This is a genomic window from Paractinoplanes deccanensis, assembly GCF_016862115.1.
In the GTDB taxonomy this organism is placed as follows: domain Bacteria; phylum Actinomycetota; class Actinomycetes; order Mycobacteriales; family Micromonosporaceae; genus Actinoplanes; species Actinoplanes deccanensis.
In genome coordinates, this window is record NZ_BOMI01000171.1 from 42290 (window position 1) to 62211 (window position 19922).

Annotated in this window: 19 protein-coding genes; 7 read left to right on the forward strand and 12 right to left on the reverse strand. The window is 70.6% G+C overall.

Features of this window, described 5'->3' with window-relative positions; translation table 11 throughout:
• Positions 1–33 precede the first annotated feature (33 nt).
• Positions 34–825 (forward strand): ABC transporter ATP-binding protein, encoded by a 792-nt coding sequence (locus Ade02nite_RS40725; protein WP_203775715.1) that lies wholly within the window; start codon positions 34–36, stop codon positions 823–825.
• A 1243-nt stretch (positions 826–2068) separates the two neighbouring features.
• On the opposite strand, the gene Ade02nite_RS40730 is transcribed toward Ade02nite_RS40725, so the two are convergent.
• The 8 genes from Ade02nite_RS40730 to Ade02nite_RS40765 all read right to left on the reverse strand — a co-directional run bounded on the left by Ade02nite_RS40730 (position 2069) and on the right by Ade02nite_RS40765 (position 9325).
• On the reverse strand, positions 2069–2311 hold the full coding sequence (locus Ade02nite_RS40730) for a hypothetical protein (RefSeq protein ID WP_203775717.1): 243 nt from the start codon (positions 2309–2311) through the stop codon (positions 2069–2071).
• A gap of 151 nt (positions 2312–2462) precedes the next feature.
• Positions 2463–4055, reverse strand: a complete 1593-nt coding sequence (gene mdlC, locus Ade02nite_RS40735) for a benzoylformate decarboxylase (RefSeq protein ID WP_203775719.1) — start codon at positions 4053–4055, stop codon at positions 2463–2465.
• A complete protein-coding gene (locus Ade02nite_RS40740) occupies positions 4052–4843 on the reverse strand; it encodes an ABC transporter permease (protein WP_203775721.1) in 792 nt (263 codons plus the stop codon). The genes mdlC and Ade02nite_RS40740 overlap by 4 nt, the downstream gene beginning before the upstream one ends.
• Complete coding sequence (locus Ade02nite_RS40745) at positions 4840–5589, reverse strand: ABC transporter permease (RefSeq protein WP_203775723.1); 750 nt, start codon at positions 5587–5589, stop codon at positions 4840–4842. Before Ade02nite_RS40745 ends, Ade02nite_RS40740 begins: the two co-directional genes overlap by 4 nt.
• 4 nt (positions 5590–5593) lie before the next feature.
• Positions 5594–6544 carry an ABC transporter substrate-binding protein gene (locus Ade02nite_RS40750; RefSeq protein ID WP_203775725.1) on the reverse strand — a complete coding sequence of 317 codons (951 nt, stop codon included), beginning with the start codon at positions 6542–6544 and terminating at the stop codon, positions 5594–5596.
• Between the two features lie 157 nt (positions 6545–6701).
• Positions 6702–8303: a coiled-coil domain-containing protein gene (locus Ade02nite_RS40755; protein ID WP_203775727.1), complete on the reverse strand. Its 1602-nt coding sequence runs from the start codon at positions 8301–8303 to the stop codon at positions 6702–6704.
• A gap of 373 nt (positions 8304–8676) precedes the next feature.
• Positions 8677–8856: a DUF3817 domain-containing protein gene (locus Ade02nite_RS40760; protein WP_203775763.1), complete on the reverse strand. Its 180-nt coding sequence runs from the start codon at positions 8854–8856 to the stop codon at positions 8677–8679.
• Between the two features lie 49 nt (positions 8857–8905).
• On the reverse strand, positions 8906–9325 hold the full coding sequence (locus Ade02nite_RS40765; RefSeq protein ID WP_203775729.1) for a hypothetical protein: 420 nt from the start codon (positions 9323–9325) through the stop codon (positions 8906–8908).
• 76 nt (positions 9326–9401) lie between these two features.
• Here Ade02nite_RS40765 and Ade02nite_RS40770 point away from each other — a divergent pair, with 76 nt between their 5' ends.
• A complete protein-coding gene (locus Ade02nite_RS40770; protein WP_203775731.1) occupies positions 9402–10346 on the forward strand; it encodes a GlxA family transcriptional regulator in 945 nt (314 codons plus the stop codon).
• Here Ade02nite_RS40770 and Ade02nite_RS40775 read toward each other — a convergent pair.
• The 4 genes from Ade02nite_RS40775 to Ade02nite_RS40790 form a co-directional block, all read right to left on the reverse strand.
• Positions 10333–11007 (reverse strand): YceI family protein, encoded by a 675-nt coding sequence (locus tag Ade02nite_RS40775; protein ID WP_203775733.1) that lies wholly within the window; start codon positions 11005–11007, stop codon positions 10333–10335. The genes Ade02nite_RS40770 and Ade02nite_RS40775 overlap by 14 nt on opposite strands.
• A gap of 223 nt (positions 11008–11230) precedes the next feature.
• The gene (locus Ade02nite_RS40780) at positions 11231–12172 is read right to left on the reverse strand and encodes a sugar ABC transporter substrate-binding protein (protein WP_203775735.1); all 942 of its coding nucleotides are present in this window, start codon (positions 12170–12172) and stop codon (positions 11231–11233) included.
• A gap of 135 nt (positions 12173–12307) precedes the next feature.
• Entirely contained in the window at positions 12308–13297 is a 990-nt protein-coding gene (locus Ade02nite_RS40785) for an LLM class flavin-dependent oxidoreductase (protein ID WP_203775737.1), read from the reverse strand.
• Between the two features lie 75 nt (positions 13298–13372).
• On the reverse strand, positions 13373–13978 hold the full coding sequence (locus tag Ade02nite_RS40790; RefSeq protein ID WP_203775739.1) for a class I SAM-dependent methyltransferase: 606 nt from the start codon (positions 13976–13978) through the stop codon (positions 13373–13375).
• 105 nt (positions 13979–14083) lie between these two features.
• Here Ade02nite_RS40790 and Ade02nite_RS40795 point away from each other — a divergent pair, with 105 nt between their 5' ends.
• Genes Ade02nite_RS40795 through Ade02nite_RS40815 form a run of 5 tightly spaced genes read left to right on the forward strand, consistent with a single transcriptional unit; the run spans position 14084 to position 19071 of the window.
• A complete protein-coding gene (locus Ade02nite_RS40795; RefSeq protein ID WP_203775746.1) occupies positions 14084–15520 on the forward strand; it encodes a putative Ig domain-containing protein in 1437 nt (478 codons plus the stop codon).
• Entirely contained in the window at positions 15517–16146 is a 630-nt protein-coding gene (locus tag Ade02nite_RS40800; protein WP_203775749.1) for a prepilin-type N-terminal cleavage/methylation domain-containing protein, read from the forward strand. Before Ade02nite_RS40795 ends, Ade02nite_RS40800 begins: the two co-directional genes overlap by 4 nt.
• The gene (locus tag Ade02nite_RS40805) at positions 16143–17714 is read left to right on the forward strand and encodes a hypothetical protein (protein WP_203775751.1); all 1572 of its coding nucleotides are present in this window, start codon (positions 16143–16145) and stop codon (positions 17712–17714) included. Before Ade02nite_RS40800 ends, Ade02nite_RS40805 begins: the two co-directional genes overlap by 4 nt.
• A gap of 47 nt (positions 17715–17761) precedes the next feature.
• A complete protein-coding gene (locus Ade02nite_RS40810) occupies positions 17762–18277 on the forward strand; it encodes a SigE family RNA polymerase sigma factor (RefSeq protein WP_203775753.1) in 516 nt (171 codons plus the stop codon).
• Entirely contained in the window at positions 18274–19071 is a 798-nt protein-coding gene (locus tag Ade02nite_RS40815) for a hypothetical protein (protein ID WP_203775755.1), read from the forward strand. Before Ade02nite_RS40810 ends, Ade02nite_RS40815 begins: the two co-directional genes overlap by 4 nt.
• The last annotated feature ends 851 nt before the right edge of the window (positions 19072–19922 follow it).

Here is a 19922-nt window from a genome sequence, read left to right on the forward strand (position 1 = left end):
TCGATGTTGGTCACTGCGGTCGGGGGAGGCGGGATGCTGGAGATCCGGGGGCTCACCCACACCTATCCCGACGGCACGGCCGCCGTCCGCGACGTGGACCTGCACGTCGACAAGGGCACGCTGGTCAGCATCGTCGGCCCGTCCGGCTGCGGCAAGTCCACGCTGCTGCGCTGCGTGGCGGGCCTTCAGCCGGCCACCGAGGGCGAGGTGCTGCTCGACGGTCACCCCATCACCGGCGTCCCGGACGACCTGGCGGTGGTCTTCCAGGACTACAGCCGCTCCCTCTACCCCTGGCTCACCGTGCGGGACAACGTCGCCCTGCCTTTGCGCCGCCGCGGCCTCGACCGCCCGTCCCGCCGCGCCCGGGCCGCCGAGGCCCTCGACGCGGTAGGTCTCGCCGCTGCCCTCACCCGCCACCCCTGGCAACTCTCCGGCGGCATGCAGCAGCGCGTCTCGATCGCCCGGGCGCTCGCCTTCCACCCCCGCCTGCTGCTCATGGACGAGCCGTTCGGCTCGGTCGACGCCCAGACCCGCGAGGACCTGGAGGACCTCGTGCTGACCATCCGCGCCGCCACCGACATGACCATCCTGCTGGTCACCCACGACATAGACGAGAGCGTGTACGTAGCCGACCGCGTCGTGATCCTCGGCGGCACCCCGGGCACGGTCCGCGCCGACCTGCCGATCGCCCTGCCGTCCCCACGCGAGCAGATCGCCACCCGCGAGTCGCCGGCCTTCGTCCACCTGCGCGCGGAAGTCGGCCGCTTGGTGCGAGGCCGCCCGCCCGCGGGGGAGCCGCTCCAGGATCGCGGCTCGACCGCCTGATCACGCTTCGTCACCTCGCTCAACGGCGCAGCGACTCGACTCGGCAAGCCTCCGGGACGGCCGGCCGGGCGACAGGCGAACAACCGGGCTGCCGAGCCGGTGCCGGGGGAGACAGCTGGCGGCCGGGTGCAGCGCTTCAGCCACCTGACCCATCGCCTGCTCGTCGGCTGGTGCCTCGATTGTGGGTGGCCGCGGGCCTCGCTCCCCGCATCCCGCCCGCGCCGGGGCGCGGGACGCCTTCGACCTCGCCTTCGGCGGGCGCCTGACCGCAGGCCGCAACTAACCCTCACGACATCGAGTTACACCGTTCTTCTCCACAGACCCGCGGGATGGGTCGGTCGCCGGGGCGGTGGGGCGCGGGTTGGTTTGGTTGGTGGTGGGCGGTGGGGCGCGGGTTGGGTTGGTTGCTGATGGGTGATGGGGCGCGGGTTGGGTTGTTGGTGGTGGGTGACGGGGCGCGCGGTGAGTCGGTTGCGGGGTGGGCGATGGGCGATGGCCGCGGGGTGGTCGGTTGCCGATGGGCGAGGGGCAGGATGGCCGCTTGCCGGTGCCGTTTGCCGGCGGCCGATGGTCGCGCGGTGGATTGGTTGCTGGTGGGCGATGGCGTCGCGGTGGATTGGTTGCCGATGGGCGATGGCGTCGCGGTGGATCGGTTACCGGTGGCCGATGGGCGCGCGGTGGATCGGTTGCCCGCGGGCGAAGGCTGCCGGTTGCCGGTGGGCGGTGGGCGGTGGGGCGCGGGGTGGGTTGGTTGCAAGTAGGCGGTGGCGGCGGGGCGGGTTGGTTGCTGGTCGGCGATGGGCGATGGGCGATGGGCGATGGGCGATGGGCGCGTGGTGGGTCGGTTGTCGGTGGGCGATGGGCGCGCGATGAGTCGGTTGCGGGGTGGGCGATGGCCGCGGGATGGGTCGGGCGCCGGGTGGGCGACGGGTGGCTGCCAGGAAAGCGATGAGCGAGACCAGCGCGCTGCCTGGTCCGCGGCGGGGAAGATGACCAGGTGCCGGAGTGGCGATGGGCGAAATGACCGGTCTGCCTGGCGCGCGATGGTGCGGCCCCTCGGTGGGGGAGCGACAGCCTGCCGGCGAGGGGTGAAAATGGCCGAGTCGCTGGGCGGGCAATAGGTGTAATAGCTGAGTCGCATGGTTGGTGATGGATGAAATAGACGACCGCCGGGATTTGGTGAGCGGGCCGCCCAGCCGGTGCCTTTTGTCGGATCGGTTTGAGCTGGGCGGCTGCCGCGGTCCTATCCGCCGGACGGCGTGCCGGAAATGCGCTGGGCCGGGGCCGGTGCGGCGCGTGCCGGCGTCGTGGCTTGTCGCGGGCGTGCCGGGATCGGCGGGGGCTCGTCCGGGCAGGACGCCTGGAATGCCTGGTAGATGCGCAAGGCGTGGCGCTGTGCCTTGCCGTGGTCGCGGCGGCGCTTGTGCTCCCGGCGGAACGCGTCGCGCTGCGGTGAATGGTTGCGGGCGGCAGTGCGATCGCGCATCTGGGCCAATTGAGCTCGACTGAATAGCGATGGCTGGGTCATGCCGTTATTGTTTCGGGGAACCGCCCGTCCGCGTCAGTATCGGATCATGCCAAAATGGTGTGCCTGGGAGATCCGTATTTGCGCGGGGCCAAGGAGACTCGAGAACTGCTCAGTAGAGGTGGCCGCCGCCCGGTGCCACCGCTATGTCGAGCACATACGGACCCTCGTGGGCCAGGGCCGTCTCCAGAGCGGCCTGCAAGTCCGCCGCCTTCTCGACGCGGGCGGCCGCGCACCCGAAGCCCTGGGCCAGCGCGACGAAGTCCAGGCCGGGCAGGTCGGTGCCGGGCACCGTCGCGACGCCGACGCGGCGGCCCAGCGCGGAGACGGCCTCGTAGCGACGGTTGTCGAGGACGATCACCGTGAGCCGGGCCCCGTGCCGGGCGGCCGTCCACAGGGCCTGGATGTTGTAGAGGCTGGAGCCGTCGCCGAGGACGGCCACCACGCGCTCGCCGGCCAGGGCTCGGCCGACGGCCACCGGGAGGCCCCAGCCGAGGGCGCCGCTGCCGGTGGTCACGTAGCCGCCGGGGCGGGTGATCGGGAGCTGCTCGTGGAAGGCGTCCTTGTGTGACGGGGCCTCCTCGACGAGCACCGCGTCGCCGGGCAGCGCGCGGCACAGGGCGGCCAGCACCGCGTCGCCCTCGAGGGGATCGTCGAGCACGGGGGCGAACAGGCGTACGGCCGGGGGTGCGGGATGGTCCGCGTCGTTGTGCGGCGGCGCCGGCCGGTCGAGCAGGGCGAGCAGACCTTCCAGGCCGGCGTGCACCGTGCCGAGGATGCTGGTGCCCACGGCGGCGCGTGCCGCGGCGGCCGGGTCGCAGTCGAGGTGGAAGAGCTGGGCGCCCTCGGGCAGGAACGGGCCTTCGGTGTGTACGTGGTAGGTGAAGACCGGCGCGCCGAGCACGAGGATCACGTCGTGGCCGCGGAGCAGGCGGGCGACCTCACCTCGTACGGGCGGAAGATGTCCTCGGAATAGCGAGTGGTCCTCGGGGAAGCCGGCGCGCGCGGACATCGGCGCCGACCAGACCGCGGCTCGCAGCGCCGTGGCCAGGTCCACCGCGAGGGGCCACGCGTTCTCCGCGTCCACGCCGGGGCCGGTGACGATCGCGGGGGAGGAGGCGTCCGTCAGCGCGGCGGCCAGCTCTTGCAGCGCGGCCGGTTCGGGGGCGAAGCCGGCGCGCACCGCCCGGGTCCGGACCGGCTCGGCGGGCTCGTCCCAGTCGTCCTCGGGCACGGAGAGGAAGACCGGTCCGCGCGGGGGCGTCGTCGCGATCAGGTGCGCCTCGGCGAGGGCGGCCGGCACGGCGGCGGCGGTGTCGGGCTGACGGCTCCATTTCACGTACGGGCGGGGGAAGGCCGCCGGCTCGTCGGCGGAGAGGAACGGCTGGGTGGGCAGCATCGCGCGGGTCTGCTGCCCGGCGACGAGCACGAGCGGCACCCGGTCGCGGAAGGCGTTGAACACCGCGCCCAGGGCGTGCCCGACGCCGCCCGCCGAGTGGAGGCTGACCAGGGCGGCGCCGCCGGTCGCGATCGCGTGACCCGCGGCCATGCCGACCGCCGACGATTCCTGCAGGGCCAGGACGTACGTGAGATCGGCCGGCCAGTCGCGCAGCATGCGCAGCTCCGTCGAGCCGGGATTGCCGAACCACGTGGTGAGGCCGGCGCCGCGGCACACGTCGAGGAAGGCGGTCCGTACGTCAGTCATGTCGTCACCCTTCGCGCCGCGCGGTGCCAGGCGAGAACCCGCCGTTCCGCGGCCACCAGCGCCGTGTTGAGGAGGTATCCGAGGATGCCGAGCAGCGCGATCGCCGCCCAGACGGTCTCGTAGTCGAAGCGCGTCGTGGCCTCCAGCAGCTGGAAGCCGATGCCGTCGGAGGCGCCGGGCTGGATCTCGGCGAAGACCATCAGGATCAGCGCGAGCGACAGCGCCAGCCGCACGCCGGCGAAGAGCTTCGGCAGCGTCGCCGGCACGATCACGTACGCGAGGCGCTCCCACCCGGTCAGCCGGAACGCGCGCGCCGTCTCGATCTGGAGCGGCTCCACCGTGCGGGCCCCGTCGGCGGTGTTGAGCAGCACCGGCCACACCACGCTGAACACGATCGACGCGATCTGCATGCGCGGGCCGATCGAGAAGAGCACCAGGAACACCGGCACGAGCGCCGGCGGCGGGATGGCGCGGAAGAACTGGAGCACAGGATCGAGGCAGTCGTACGCGAGACGCGACCGGCCGATGGCGACGCCGAGCACCGCGCCGGCCAGCGTACCGCCGAGAAACCCCGCGGCCAGGCGCGCCAGGCTCGGAACGATGTTGCCGAGCGCCGTGTCGGTGAGGAACAGGTGCGCCGCCGGCCCGGCGAACCACAGCTCGTGCATCTGCGCGGCGATCGTCGCCGGCGGCGGGAAGAAGGGGTCGGCGGCCGCCGCCGCGGCGAGCTGCCAGACGGCGACCGCGACGGCGACCACCAGCCAGCGTTGCAGGAATCGGATCGTCATCGGTACGCCCAGAAGAACAGTCGCCGTTCGCCGCCGCGCAGCAGCGCGTTGATGGCGAGACCCAGCGCGCCGGCCCACACCGTCGCCGCGAGCGTGTCGGTGGTGCCGCCGGGATAGTTGGCGGCCTGGGCGATGAAGATGCCGATGCCGTCGCCGAACCCGCCGAACATCTCCGCGGTGACCGCCAGGATCAGCGCGACCGCGGCGGCCATGCGCACGCCGGTCGCGATGAACGGCGCGGTTGCCGGTACGCAGACGCGCGCCAGCACGGCGAGGCGGCCGAACCCGAACGCGCGCAACGTGTCCCGCGCCACGGGGTCGACGTCGAGCAGGCCGTACAGCGTGTTGAACAGGATCGGCCAGGTGGCCGCGTACACGATGACCGTGAGACGCATCTGCAGGCCCGAGCCGAGCAGCATCGCGACCAGCGGGATGAGCGCGACCGACGGGATCGGCCGCAGCAGCTCGATGACCGGCGTGAGCGCGCGGGCGACCGGCGGCAGGCTGCCGAGCACCAAGCCCAGCGGCACCGCGACCGCCGTGGCGATCAGCAGCCCGAGGGCCCACGCGGTCAGGGTCGCCCGGACGTCGGCCAGGAACTCGCCGTCGGCCACCAGCGACCCGGCCCGCGACAGGATCGCCGAGGCCGGCGGCAGGAAGTCCTCGTGCACGATGCCGGCCCGGCCGAGCAACTCGAAGGCGGCCACCACCACGGCGACCCCGGCGGCGCCGCGCAGCCACCGCACGCGCTCAACCCTGGTAGACGATCTTCGTGGCGTCGAGCTTGGTCGTCAGCCGCTTCTGCGACACCATCAGATCGATGAGCTTCTGCAGCCGCGCCGGATCGTTGCTGGTGGGGAAGCCCGGCATGTGCATCGCCTCGGTGACGGCGGGGTCGGCGTTGCGGATGTACGTGGGGACGACCTCCTCGACCTTCGCCCGGTCGGCGGCGATCCCCTGCGCCTTCTGCATGGCCCGCTGGAACTTGGCGGCGGTCTCGGGGTTGCGCTGCGCCCACCCCTGCAGCGCGAAGTAGCCGTCCATCGGAATGCCGGTGACGGGCGCCGCGCCACCGTCGACGACCTGCCGAGCGCCGAGCTTCAGCTTAGCGTCGGTGAGGAACGGCTCGTTGACGTGGATCGCGTCCAGGTCACCCTTCTGCATGGTGGCCGCCATCTGCGGGAAGACGACCTGCCGGTAGTCGATCCGCGCGGGATCGAGCCCCTGGTCGGCCGCGACGGCGTTCAGGGTGATCGCCTGAATGTTGTTGAGAACGTGCACCGAGACCCGCTTGCCGGCGAGGTCCCCGATATCCTTGATCGGCGAGCCGGGCATGACGAGCACCGCCATGAAGCTGGGCGTGAGCGTCGTCCCCTCCACGATCAGGTTGATCGGCAGGTCACCCTTGTCGTGCCCGAGCAGCATCGACGCGTTGTTGGCGAAGACGATGTCGATGGCTCCGGTCTTCAGCGCCGGGTAGGCCTGCGTGCTCTGCTGCACCGGCTGCGTCTCGACCTGGAGACCTTCGGCCTCGAAGAGCTTCTCCTTGACGGCGATGTAGTAGGGCGCGTTGGTCACCAGCGACAGCATGGCCACCTTGACCGTGGCCCGCTCACCACCCTGCGCCGAGTCGCCATCACCCCCGCACGCCCCCGCGGCGAGCAGGACCACAATGATCGGGATGCCGAGCAGCCGTCTCATCGCCCCAGGCTAACAAGACATCGAAGATCATTGTTGTCTGCGACGTGCCATGGCGTAGTCGGCAGGTCGTCCGCTCGAAGGCTCGGTCGGGTGTCGGCGGGCATCGGCGATTCGGGCTGTCTGGCCAGGATGCCGGGCGCGTGCGTCGCCGTTGCGGTCAGGTCAGGGTGTTAGGCAGATGCGGCCCGATATAGCCGACATAGATGTGGCCGTCTCGGCGCAACGCATCGAGAAAGTGCATCCGCGGCGCAATCGTCGTCGAGTTTCCCAGTTTGATGTGTGCACCCATGAAGATCTCGCAGCTCGGGCTCACCGACTCCGGCACTGGAAACACTCGCGTGGCTGAGAACTTGGCATTGTTGCGCACGGTAGGCGACTCGTCGCGGGCGACCTTACCGGCGGAGATCGCATACCTTCCATTCGGCGGGGACTCGCACCAAGTCTTGAAGTCACCTGCGAAATCGTTGTTCGTGGAAGCTGCCGCGTAATCGGCCAACGCGAGCAGCCCTTGCCAGCCGGTTTGCGCCCACGCCGAGCTCTGCATTTGTTCGTCGAGGTCGAGGCACGTCTCCATGTTCCCGGTGAAGACCACGTGGTCGGTCAACTGGTTCAAGCGGTCCAGCAGGTCGGCGAAGGAGGTCGGAAGTGGCGGTGGCGCCTCTACCGGCGAGTAGGCGAGGTCGTACATCTGCGCCTCGACCAGACGCCGCTGGAGCTCCCGCACTGTTGCGGACCGGCGCTCGAGTTCAGCTTGAGCGATCTCCAAGTCCGCGGCCAGGTCCAACACTTGTTCCTGGTGCCGGGAGGCAGCTTCGCGTAGTTGCTGCTCGGTGTCGTCGGCGATCGCCAGCAACTCAGTCAGAGTCTTCACTTCGGCGCGGAGGCTGGTCGTCTCCCCAGCCGGTTCGTCACGTGCCCGCCGCGACTCACCGACGGATAGGTTCAGCCCTCGCGCAGCGGCGGCCGGTAACGCGGCAGCGGCAAGCTGTCGGGGTAGAACTCCGAGGACCCTGGCAGCCCGAGCCGGTTCTTTCTCGATGCGCCACCGACTCAGGACTCGATGCCGAACGGAGTCTTCAGAAATGGCGGGATCGACGCTCGGTAAGTAGGTGCGCACCGCACCTGGGCCGATGGCGTATGTAACACCGATCCCGTCGTTGAAAGCCGGTACCGCGACTGGATCGAGCAGGTAGGTGCTCGCCAGGCCGGGCAGGTATCTGACCAGGCTGTTGACGGTCGCCCGCCACCTGTCGAACGGGACATCTGTCGGTGCAGCGGCCACCACAACGGGCAGCCTGCGTTCCTCGGCGCACACAATCTCGAGAAGGTCGTCGACTCCGGCAGCATTGACCACCATGGGATGTGGCCTGAGAGTTGCCTCGCCGTCGACCGCATCGACCGCTCCCAGCAGCAGCCTGACGAGCTTGGGAGGGGCGGCCTGCGGGGGTGAGGCCGACCCGGAGACGACAGGCTCCACGTTCAGTGATATCCAAGCGTGATCCCTCCGCACGCCGCGGGTGACAGCGACCGTGCTGACCCAGGTCACGCCGTCGTGACGCGACTCCTGTAGCTGCCAACCCGAGACGTCGTTCGTGGCGGCGTAACGGATCACTACTCCCGGCGAGAGACCGGCCTCCCCCGCATCGAACCGATCGACGTCATACCGCTTTTGCTGGAGCCACACCCGCAGCTGTTCACGGACCCTTTCGGTTGCCTCCCGAAAGTCGAGCAGCGTCGCGAACCCCGTCTGGTAGGGCACGACTTGACGTCCTCGTCCCCGGTTAACCGTGGGCGCTGTCACGGTCGACATCGGCGGCCTCCGTTCCGCTTGTCATTCGCCTGTCCGTAGAGACGCAGTCGTGGTGCAGCTACGGGAGGCCTTCGCCGCGGCGACACGGGAAAACCAGGCCTCGCATCAAGACCCGCATGGCATTCGTACGACCACGTAGCGGAGTTGTCTTGTAGCTACCAGAACGCCCGCGCCTAGCGCAGAGTAGGGCTGCGGGTCTCAGAACGGAAGGTCGGAAGGTCGACTGAGGATTGGCCGATAGTGCGGCGTCGCACCCCTCCCTGTAGCCGAGGAGAGATGGCTTCGTGACATGCGACGCCCGGGAAGCCGCTTGAGGAGCTGGTCAGAAGGCGCGGGCGGCGAGCAGACCTCCGACGCCGGGGATTATCGAGAGCAGGCGGGGGCGGGGCCGGCGGGTGGCGGCCAGCGTCGCACCGATCACCAGCAGGTACGAGCAGCCGTGCAGCGGGCCGAGCAGCTGGGTGACGGGCCGGGCATGCACGGTGACCAGGTTGAGCAGCATCAGCACGAGCGTGATCAGCTCGACCCGGGCGGCGATGCGCAGCAGCACCTCAGGCTCCCGTCGTCGAGCCGGGCCGGACGATCATCAGCACGACGACGATGGCCCAGAGCAGGTTGAAGACGCCGGAGGTCATCCCGAGGCGAGCGGGCCGCACCGGTGCACCGGCGACCGCGGCGGCCTGGGCGGGCAAAACCGCGAAGCCGAGCACGGCGGCGGCCACGGCGGTGAGCGCGATCGACACCAGCAGCCACGCGTCGCCGAGCACACCGAGCGAGCTCGCCGTGGCGAGGCCGAGGACCGGCACCGCGAGGCCCAGCGCGGCGTAGACACGGCAGATGCGGTGGAGGAGACGGAGCTGGGCACGGTCGTCGCGGCGCAGCGCGGGCGCGAACATGCTGGCCGCCACGGTGACCGGGCCGATGGCCACGATGGCGGCGAGCACGTGGAGCGAGAGCAGGAACTTTGTCACGATCACCGACCGTATGAGCGACCGCGCGGCCCCGACAGTGGCAGGAATGCCACAGGTCAACGGATAATCGCCAACCATGCACGAGGTCGCTGTTCTCGCCCTGGACGACGTCGTCGCGTTCGATCTCGCGACGCCGCTCGAGGTCTTCTCCCGGGTGCGGCTTGCCGACGGGTCGGTTCCCTATGCGGTACGCGTGTGCGCTCCCGCGCCGCGGGTCAGCGCCGGGCATTTCACGATCGAAGCGGCGTTCGGCCTCGAGGCGCTCGCGAGCGCGGACACGATCGTGGTTCCCGGGGTTCACGAGCCCGCTCACCCCGTACGGCCCGAGGTCCTGACAGCGCTGCGCACGGCCGCGCGCCGCGGCACCCGGATCGCCTCCGTCTGCGCCGGCGCGTTCGTCCTCGCCGCGACCGGCCTGCTGGACGGGCGCCGCGCCACCACCCATTGGGCCGGCGCCGACGCGTTCCGGGCCATGTTTCCGCGGGTCGAGCTGGACCCGGGCGTGCTCTACGTCGACGAGGGTCAGTTCCTCACGTCGGCGGGCGCGGCCGCCGGGCTGGACCTCTGCCTGCACCTGGTGCGCCGCGACCACGGCTCGGCGGTGGCCGCCGGCGCTGCCCGCCTGTCGGTGATGCCGATGGAGCGGGAAGGCGGCCAGGCGCAGTTCATCGTGCCGGAGCGGCCGCCGGCCCCGCGCGGTTCGGCCCTGGAGCCGCTGCTGCTCTGGCTGGAGGAGGACGCCCCGGCGGACCTGACGCTCGACGACCTCGCGGCCAAGGCGGGCATGAGCACCCGTACGCTGAACCGGCGCTTCCGCGAGCACACCGGCACCACGCCGTTGCAGTGGCTGCACCGGGCCCGCGTGCGCCGGGCGCAGCACCTGCTGGAGACGACCGACCGGCCGGTGGACCGGATCGGCGCGGAGGTCGGCTTCGGGTCGCCGACAGCCTTTCGTGACCGTTTCAAGCGGATCGTCGGGACGAGCCCGCAGGGTTATCGGCGCGCCTTCACGCGACGTTAGACTCCGCGAGCGCCTCGCCGGCGATCTCGATCTTGACGGTCTTGCCGACCAGGAAGCCGCCGGTCTCCAGGGCCACGTTCCAGACCAGGCCGAAGTCCTCCCGCTCGAACTGTGCCGTCGCGCTGAAACCGAAGATGTCCCGGCCGTACGGGTCGCGGCGGGCGCCGCCGTACTCGACCTGAAGGTCGACCGGGCGGGTCACGTCGCGGATGGTCAGCAGGCCGTTGACGACGAACTTGCCGCTCGGCCGGGCCGCGGCGGGGATGTCGGCCGCGTTCGCGCGCCGGGTCAGCGGGTTGTTGCGCAGCCGGGCCCACAGGAAGATCGCGTCGTTGCTCTCCTGCCACTGCACGCCGGTGCTGCGGTACTCGAGCGTCGGGTAGTTCTCGACGTCGAGGAAGTCGGGGCTCGACAGGTGGGTGTCGCGGTCGGGGTTGTGCGTGGTGATGCTGGTCGCGTCGATCGTGGCGGTGACCGACGACTGCCTCGGGTCCTCGGCGACGACGATCGTGGCGGTGCCCTTGGCGAACTCGCCGCGGATCGGGCTGACCATCATGTGCTGGGCCAGGAAGCCGAGCCGTTTGTGCGCCTCGTCGAGCACATACACACCCGGGTCGGGAATGGTCAGGCCGTTCCATTCGCGGATCGGTCGGTCGACCATGCTTCGAATCACCCCTCGGCCAGTCGGTAATCCAGCTGATCTTAGGACGTTCGATTTTGAAAAACCTGAGTGTGCGCAGCTCAGTGGCCCAAGACACTGTCGGCAAAGGACCTGTTGGTCCGGTTTATGAGCGAGCGGAGTCACATATCCGACGTAGTCGTAGCTCAGGGTTCCAATTGCCGAAACAAAGAGTCAACAGTGACGCGCGCCACTGCATTCGCGACTACGCGCCGCAGTAACGCGGTGCGTCCGTCAGGTTGTCGCGCGTGATCAGTTGCATCGGCGCGCGAGTGATCTTGTTGGGCCGTCCGCCGTCGAGCATGTCCAGCACGTTCTCGACGGCCTTCTCGCCGAGCGCGCTCGCCGAGTTGGCGACCGTGGCGGCGAAGCGGCCGTCCTTCACGGCGGCGAGGCCCTCGTCCGTACCGTTTACCGTGACGATCTTGACCTTCTTGCCGGACCCCCGGAACGCCTCCGCGGCGCCGAACGCCATGTCCTCGTTCGCCACGAAGGCGTAGTCGAGGGTGGGATGCTGGGCGATCATCGCCGCGGCGACGGCCTTCGCCCTGCCCCGGTTGTACATGCCCGGCTGCGTCGCGACGACCTTCACGTTCGCCGGCAGGGCGCTCTTGAGGCCGGACACGACCTGGTCGGAGGCGGCGCCGGGAGCGCCCGCGATGACGCCGAGCGTGCGCGGGCGGCCGACCGCGTCGTTGCTCACCCAGCCCGCGTCGAGCGCGCCGATCTGGTACTGGTCGACGGTGACCGCGCCGAGGATCCCGCCGAGGTCGTCGGGCATCACGGAGGTCAGGAAGATCGGGATGCCGGCCGCCCGGGCCCGCGCGATGTCGGTGCGGAGCTGCTCGACGTCGACGGTCTGCACGATGAGCGCGTCGACTCGCTGGGCGATCAGGCTCTCGATGTTGGCGAGCTCCTGCTCGGGCCGTTGCCGGGAGTTCACCGAGACGACTCGGGCGCCGCGGGTGGTGGCCTCGCGCTCGACGGCCTGCTGGAGGCACTGGTGGAACTCGGTGCTCGCGCCGTTGACGAAGCCCAGCGTCACGGTGCCGTCGCGGGCCTGCGAGGCCTCGCCGCAGCCGGGCGCGGCGGCGAGGCAGGCAACGGCGGCCAGCGCCGCGGAGACGGCGCGAAGAGATCCGGGCATCGACGACTCACCTTGTGACGAGGACCACTCAGGACAGTGCGCCGAACCGTAACAACGGCCGTCAGCTGCTCAAACGTCCCCGAGCGCAAGGTAAGCGTGCGGATCTCGTCGCCTCGTCGCCTCGGCGGCCCGGGCTCAGAGGCCCAGCGCCTTGCCGGTGAGCTCGATCGAGTGCACGCGGTCGGCGAGCTCGGCGGCGTGGTGGGCGAGGATCAGCTCGTCCGCGCCGACCGAGGTGGCGAAGGCCCGCAGCTGGTCGGCGACCTCGTCGGCGGTGCCCGTCGCGGTGTAGCGGGTCATCGCGGCCAGCGACGCGCCGTTCGGCGAGGCCAGGAAGGCGTCGATCTCGGCGTCGGTGAAGTTGGCGCCGCGCGCGCCCCGGGTCAGCATCGAGCGGGTCCGGGCCCGGTAGGCGACCGTCTTCTGCTGCTCGGCGGCCGCGCGGTCGTCGGCGGCGAAGACGTTCATGCCGGCGATCACGTACGGCTCGGCGAGCTGCGCCGACGGGCGGAACTTCTCGCGGTAGACGGCCACCGCGGTGTGCAGCGCGTCGGGCGCGAAGTGCGAGGCGAACGCGTACGGCAGGCCGAGCTGAGCGGCGAGGTTGGCGCCGAACAGCGACGAGCCGAGGATGTAGAGCGGCACCACCTCGCCGGCGCGCGGCACCGCCTGCACGCCCGGCACCCGCGAGTGGCCGGTGAGGTAGCCCTGGAGCTCCAGCACGTCCTCGGGGAACGAGTCGGCCGAGGCGTTGTCGCGGCGCAGGGCGAGCATCGTGTTCTGGTCGCTGCCGGGCGCGCGTCCCAGGCCCAGGTCGATGCGGCCGGGGTAGAGGGTCGCGAGCGTGCCGAACTGCTCGGCGATGACCAGCGGCGAGTGGTTGGGCAGCATGATGCCGCCGGCGCCGAGCCGGATCGTCTCGGTGTGCGCGGCCACGTAGCCGATCACCACGCTCGTCGCCGAGGACGCGATCGTCGGCATGTTGTGGTGCTCCGCGTACCACACCCGGCGGTAGCCGCTGCGCTCCGCGGCCCGGGCGAGCTCGACGCTCGCGGCGAAGCTGTCCCGCGCGGTCTGGCCGGCGGAGATGGGCGCGAGGTCGAGCAGCGACAGCGCTGGCGCCATGGTGGTGTGCCTCCCGGGGAGTAGGTTCAGGGTTGAAGCTACTCCCCGGTCCTTACGTCGACACTATGCCGGGGATCACTTGGTACGCCGGAAAGCGTCCAGCAGGAACCATTCGTCCTCGTGGTGGACGATCCGGTCGAGCCCGGGCCGCTCGGCGATCGCCGCGTGCACGTTGAAGCCGTCGTAGTTGCCGCCGTCGGCGCGGTTGCTGAAGTGCACCGAGACGAGGTCGCCACCCGGCTGGAGGCGCTCGGTGAGCCCGTCGAGCAGCAGGCCCAGGTCCGCCGCGGACAGGTAGTAGAGCAGGTCGCCGATGACGATCAGGTCGAACGTTCCGTCCGGCATGTCGGCCGGCAGGTTCGCCCGCTCGAACCGGACGTTCGGCAGGTCCTCGACCGTGTTGCGGCCGGTCTCCACCGCCTCCTCCACCGAGTCGACGGCGAGCACCTCGTCGCAGCGCGCCGCCAGCATGCGGGTGAGCAGCCCGATCGAGGCGCCCGGCTCGTAGCAGCGCCGGTAGCGCTCGCGGGGCAGGCTGGCCACCGTCACCGCGTACTTGCGGCGGTCGTGCCACTTGGTGGCGAGGTCCCACGGGTCGTTCTTCGCCAGGTAGAGCCCGGTGAAGTAGTCGAGGGAGACCGTCGCCTCCGGCGGTTGTGCGTCATCAAGAGCTCGTGCCACGCCCTGAATTGTGCCGGAGGCGCGGAAAGCTCATTCATCCCGAGTCGCTGCCGATGGGGTCTATGACTGCTTGCGCGCCAGGGATCGCCGGGAAGGAGAGGCGTGATGCCGACCCGTCGCCGTGCGCGCGTGTCCTCCGGCGAGGCGGGCTTCACGATCGTCGAGGTCATCGTCGCGATCGCCATCGTCACCATCGTCATGCTCTCGCTCGCCTCCACGTTCGTGGTCAGCTCCCGGGTCACCAACCACCAGGGTGACCGGCTCGCCGCGATCCAGGCCGCCGACGACGCGATGGAGCGGGTGCGGGCGCTGCAGTCCTCGGCCATCCTCACCGGCCGCGACCTCAAGAGCTCGACGGCCCAGGCGCAGAGCGCGCCCGCTGAGGTGAAGGCCCTGGTCAACGGCGTGATGGCGTACGACTCGTCGGCCGACGACGACGCCGGCACCTGCGGGATCACCGCGACCACCGCGCCGTCGGCGGCCACCTCGACCGTCCTCTCCGCCTGCGCGGCCGCGCTGCCCACCAGCTATCTGACGTTCACGCTCAACGGCGTCGTCTACCGGCAGCACTGGTACATCTACGAGTGCGCGCGTAAGGACTCGGCCTGCACCACGACCGGCGTCGACGACCCGGCGGCCGGCTACACCCAGTTCTTCCAGGTCGTCGTCTCGGTCACCTGGACCGGGCGGTTCTGCGCGACGGGCACCTGCGCGTACGCGTCGTCCTCGCTGATCGGCCGCACCACCGACGAGCCCATCTTCAACACCAAGGTCACGCTGACCTCGCCCGGCGACCAGACCCACGAGCAGACCGTCGCCGTCTCCGTCCAGGTGCCGTACGCGGGCGGAGAGGGCGCCCTGACCTGGGGCGCCACCGGCCTGCCGCCCGGGCTCACCATCGACACCGGCACCGGCCTGATCACCGGCCGGCCGACCACGGTGGGCTCCTACACGCCGACCGTCGTGGTCACCGACAACACCGGGCAGACGTCCTCGATCAGCTTCAACTGGGCGATCACCTCCGGTCCCGTGGTCGCCGGCCCCACGGCGGTGACCTCGAACGGGGGCACGACGGTGAGCCAGGCGTTCACCGCGACGCTCGGCACCACGCCGTACACCTGGACCGCCACCGGCCTGCCGCCCGGCCTGACGATCGGCTCCGGCACCGGCACGGTCACCGGCAAGCCGACCACCGCGGGCACCTTCGCGGCCACGATCACGGCCACGGACAAGGTCGGCGCGGTCGGCACCCACGCCGTCACCTGGACCGTGCCCGCGCTGGCGGTCACCTTCACGCCGCCGGCCGCCAAGGCGAAGACCGCCATCACCAGCACCTCCGCGACCGCGACGGGAGGCGTCATCGCGTACAAGAACTGGACCGCGACCGGGCTGCCCAGCGGCGTCACCATCAACGCCACCAGCGGTCAGGTCAGCGGTACGCCCGGCGCCGCCGGCACGTACACCGTCAAGATCTCGGTGACCGACTCGGCGGCGACGCCGGTGACCGCCTCGTGGACCGGCACCTGGACGGTGACGTCGTGAGGCGGCGCGACGACGACGGCTACACGCTCATGGAGCTGATGGCGGCCATGGCCGTCATGTCGATCTTCATGGCCATCGTCACCACGGCGATCCTGCAGATCTACCGCTCGGTCGGCGAGACCGACCAGTCCGCGGACGTGCAGAACCAGGTCGAGACGGCGTTCGTCCGCCTCGACCGCGAGGTGCGCTACGCCAGCGCGATCAGCGACCCCGCCCAGGTCGACGGCGACTACTACGTGGAGTACCTGATCAACCGGGACTCGGTGAACACCTGCGTGGAGCTGCGCCTGCGGCCCTCCACCGGCCAGCTCCAGCGGCGCGAGTGGGCGCAGGCCGTCACGCCGACCGCCCCGAGCGCCTGGACCACGCTCACCGCCAACGTGGCGCTCAGCACGAGCGGCACCACCACCGTCCCGCCGTTCACCACCGTGGCAGCCGACACCAACTCGCTCACCGGCTTCCGCTTCCAGCGGCTCGCCGTCGCCTTCCGCAGCGTCACCGACGACGCGGTCCGCGAGACCAGCGTGACCTTCACGGCGCTCAACGCGGTCGGCACCAGCAGCCTCAGCGGCAGCGGCTCCAGCAACTCCGCCACCTGCATCGAGGGCCGGAGCGTGGCGTCATGACCGGCCCGCGCCGCGACGACCGGGGCTCCATCGCGCTGGCCATGCTCGTCGTGCTGATCGGCACCCTGCTGAGCGCCATCCTCATCACCACGGTCATCGCGCAGATCAAGACCGGCGACACCGGGGCGCGGCGGGTGCACGCGCTGCACGCCGCGCAGGCCGGGCTCGAGGCAGGTCTCGCCCAGGTACGGGCGGCGGTCGACTACGACAGCGCCGGCAACGTGGTCACCGACGACGACAACAACCGGGTCGGTGTGCTCGCGAAGCTGCCCTGCGGCGCCCTCGCGGGCACGGTCGCCGGCGCCGGCACACCCAGCTACACGGTGACGCCCCGCTACTACGACTCCGACCCGCAGAGCGGCACGGCCACCGAGATCAGTTGTACGGCCGGCCGCGGCCCCGCGAACACGCCGGCCTACGTCCGGTTCACGGCGGTCGGCACCTCCGGCGCGGCGAACCGGACCCTGCTCGGCACGTACGTCGTGCACACCACGAACGCGAACACCTCCGGTGGCCTGCTGCGCGTCTACCGGGCCAACGACACGTACCGGGACCTCTGCGTCGACGCCGGCAGCGGCACCCCGGCCGCCGGTGACGTGGTGGAGCTCCAGACGTGCAGCGCCGGCAAGGTGTCGCAGACCTGGGCGTACGCGTCGACGCTGCAATTCGTGCTCGTGTCGTCCCAGGTCGGCTCCAACGCGCTCGGCATGTGCCTCGACGGCGGGGCCACCCACGCGGTCGGCAACCTGCTCACCATGCAGCCGTGCGCCGCGGACACCGCCAAGACCCTGTACCGGCAGCAGTGGAGCTTCGACGACAACGCCAACCTGCTCGGCAGCAAGACCGACAGCTCCAACACCGACGGCTACTGCCTCAACGTGACAAGCCCCAACACGGTGGGCAGCACGATCTTCCTGACCAACAAGAACTGCGGCGGCGGCTACAACAACGTCAAGACCTTCTCGCCGGACTCGAACGTGGGCGCCGGCAAGGCGTCGTCGGCGGAGGGCCAGGGCATCGGCATGCTCGTCAACTTCAACCAGTTCGGCCGCTGCCTCGACGTGACCGGCAAGAACATCGACGCGACCTTCATGATCGCGTGGCCGTGCAAGCAGAACCCGAACATCGCGAACGTGGCCTGGAACCAGCGGTACAAGCTGCCCGCGCTGCCGTCGGCCACGGACAGCAAGAAGAACGCGACCGCCGCGAACAAGGCCACCGGCATCATCACCACCACACCGGGCGTCACCTACTGCCTGCAAAGCCCGCTGAGCACCGCGTACGGCAAATATGTCACCACGAAGCTCTGCGACGGCGGCGCCGACCAACAGTGGACCGTGTACGGGCGCACCGACCAGTACAAGACCAGCTACCAGATCGTCGACTCGACCGGCTACTGCCTGATGCCCCGCGACCCGAACGGCACGAACCCCGACCTCTACCAGGCCGTCAACAAGATCAGCAAGATCTACGTGGGCAAATGCGACGGCTCCACCCTCCAGAAGTGGAACGCCGACCGCAACGTCATCGCCGCCCTGGCGCTCAAGGACATCAACGAGACCAGCTGATATCGTCCTCTGCCTGATCTTCGTCGGGACGGTGGGAGGGCTGCGGCGTGCGGGAGCAGGCCTTCCACGCGTTCTTCGAGGCCCACCACGTCGAGCTCTCCCGGCTGGCCTACCTGCTCAGCGGCGACGCCACGGCGGCCGACGACCTCGCGGCGGACGCGCTCACCGAGGTGTGGCGCCACTGGGACCGGGTGGCGGCCGCTGACGACCCGGCCGCGTACGCCAAAGGCATCGTGGCGAACCTGACCAAGAACTGGATCCGCCGGCAGGGCCGGGCACGGCACGGTCTCGACCGGCTGCCGTTCACCTGGGCGCGCTCAGCTCCGGACGTGCCGGCCGTGCTCGACGTGCGCAGCGCGCTGCGCCGGCTGCCGTACCGGCGGCGGGCCTGCGTGGTGCTGAGGTACGCGTTCGACCTGCCGGAACAGGAGGTCGCCGACATCCTCGGCATCTCGGTCGGCACGGTGAAGAGCCAGACGTCACGCGGCGCGAAACAGCTGGCCGACCTGCTGGCGGACCTGCGGCTGCCCGACCAGCTCGGCGGATGGGAGGTGGCCCGGTGACCGACGACGACTTCCTCCGCGCCGAGCTGCGTCACGAGCTCACGTCGCACCAGCCCGATCGCACCGCGATGCTCAACCGGATAGCGGCCAACCGGGCGGCCGGGCCGTCCCCGCGAGGCCGCCGCCTGCGGCTCGCCGGCGCGGCGGCGGCTGTGGCCACGGTGCTGGGGCTTGGTGGGGTGGCTCAGTGGGCGCTCGCCGACGAGCACGGGCCGAATCCGCCGGCTGCGCCGCCCGTGCCGGTTCCCACCACTACCTTGGTGCCGTCTTCCCCCGCGCCGTCTTCCCCCGCGCCGTCCCGCCCCGTGCGGACGTCTACCGCGCCCTCCTCTGCGCCGGCTGCCTCGTCCGCCCCGCCGCCCTCGCCCACAGCGGAAGTGCGCGGACACCCGGGGGACACCCAGGTCGAGAAGGGCACCCTGTGGTCCGACGGCTCGGTGGCCGCCGACGGCCGCAGCCAGGTCACGCTCAAGGCGGGCACGGACCTCACCAGCCTCGACCTGGTCATGCGGGTGTCGCCGGCGGCCGGGCTCACCTCCGCCGGCGTGACATCCCCCGACGGGGAGCGGATCTCGGCCTCGGTGAGCCGCTCGGGTGATGCCTTGCTCTACCGCTTCACCCTGGCGCCGGGCGCGACATTGCCGGCGGGCACGTATGTCTTCACCGCTCGCTACGGCGGCGCGATCGAGGGCCGGGACGCGGGGGAGGACACGTACGAGGCCTTCGCCGACACCACCGTGGACGATGAGAACAAGCGGTTGCACGTTTACGGGAACTACTTTCCGGAGGACTGACGGGGTCGCTGCCGGCGTCTGATTCTGGTGGGAGCGTCGGGTCGCCTCGGCTGTGTGACTCCGGCGCGCAGGTGGGCCACTCCCTCATGAGGTCCGCCCGTCGGGAGGCGCGCTCTGGATGGGGCTCGGTGTGCTCTCCGTGCGGCCTGGCTGTGGTGGGGCGCGGTCTGGGTGGGGCTCGGCCGTGGTGGGGCGTGCTCTCCCTGCGGCCTGGCCGCGGTGGGGCGCGGTCTGGGTGGCGCTCGGCCTCGGTAGGGCGCGCTCTTCGCGCGGCCCGCCCGCTGCAAGGTCCGCTCCGCGAGGCCCGCCCGCGGGACCACCGTCCATGAGGCCGGCCCACCACGAACCACGCCCACCACGAACCACGCCCACCACAAAGCCCGCCCTCCCAGGGGGCCCCCGTCCTGCGAAAGCCATTCTCGCGCTAAACGCGAGATCGCGTGGACGCCCTGTGGATAACTGGTGACTGTGGATAACCGAGCCTGCCTTTGCGTATCCGCTTCCACTGTCCTTCGCGACCGCGCCGATGCCCTTCTCCTGGCCGCTCAGACGGTGCGACCCGCAGGCGGGCCCCCGATTTGGCGAACTGGGGATCAAGGAGTAATGTTTTCCGAGCCGCCAGGGAGACGGGCGAGCGAGCCGGACTCGGAAGAGGCCGGGCGCGGCCGTCCTGACGGAAACCACGAACTCAGCACGGGTGAGATCGTCCTGCCTTACAGCGGGTCGGTCGAGTCGCGTTGATTTGTGGTGCCCTCACCATTCCGGTGTCGGTGAGTTCGGGTGCGAAACCCGGATTTGGCGGAACGGAGTGAGGCGGGTAAAGTTAGACGAGCGCGCCGGAGCGGTTAGCC

What these genes read in the sequence shown, in the direction of transcription:
- Ade02nite_RS40725 (WP_203775715.1), top strand. Translation starts at nt 34, where the DNA reads ATGCTGGAGATCCGGGGGCTCACCCACACCTATCCCGACGGCACGGCC.
- Ade02nite_RS40780 (WP_203775735.1), bottom strand. Translation starts at nt 12,172, where the DNA reads ATGCCCGGATCTCTTCGCGCCGTCTCCGCGGCGCTGGCCGCCGTTGCC.
- Ade02nite_RS40795 (WP_203775746.1), top strand. Translation starts at nt 14,084, where the DNA reads ATGCCGACCCGTCGCCGTGCGCGCGTGTCCTCCGGCGAGGCGGGCTTC.
- Ade02nite_RS40770 (WP_203775731.1), top strand. Translation starts at nt 9,402, where the DNA reads ATGCACGAGGTCGCTGTTCTCGCCCTGGACGACGTCGTCGCGTTCGAT.
- mdlC (WP_203775719.1), bottom strand. Translation starts at nt 4,055, where the DNA reads ATGACTGACGTACGGACCGCCTTCCTCGACGTGTGCCGCGGCGCCGGC.
- Ade02nite_RS40785 (WP_203775737.1), bottom strand. Translation starts at nt 13,297, where the DNA reads ATGGCGCCAGCGCTGTCGCTGCTCGACCTCGCGCCCATCTCCGCCGGC.
- Ade02nite_RS40775 (WP_203775733.1), bottom strand. Translation starts at nt 11,007, where the DNA reads ATGGTCGACCGACCGATCCGCGAATGGAACGGCCTGACCATTCCCGAC.
- Ade02nite_RS40805 (WP_203775751.1), top strand. Translation starts at nt 16,143, where the DNA reads ATGACCGGCCCGCGCCGCGACGACCGGGGCTCCATCGCGCTGGCCATG.
- Ade02nite_RS40730 (WP_203775717.1), bottom strand. Translation starts at nt 2,311, where the DNA reads ATGCGCGATCGCACTGCCGCCCGCAACCATTCACCGCAGCGCGACGCG.
- Ade02nite_RS40760 (WP_203775763.1), bottom strand. Translation starts at nt 8,856, where the DNA reads ATGCTGCTCAACCTGGTCACCGTGCATGCCCGGCCCGTCACCCAGCTG.
- Ade02nite_RS40740 (WP_203775721.1), bottom strand. Translation starts at nt 4,843, where the DNA reads ATGACGATCCGATTCCTGCAACGCTGGCTGGTGGTCGCCGTCGCGGTC.
- Ade02nite_RS40750 (WP_203775725.1), bottom strand. Translation starts at nt 6,544, where the DNA reads ATGAGACGGCTGCTCGGCATCCCGATCATTGTGGTCCTGCTCGCCGCG.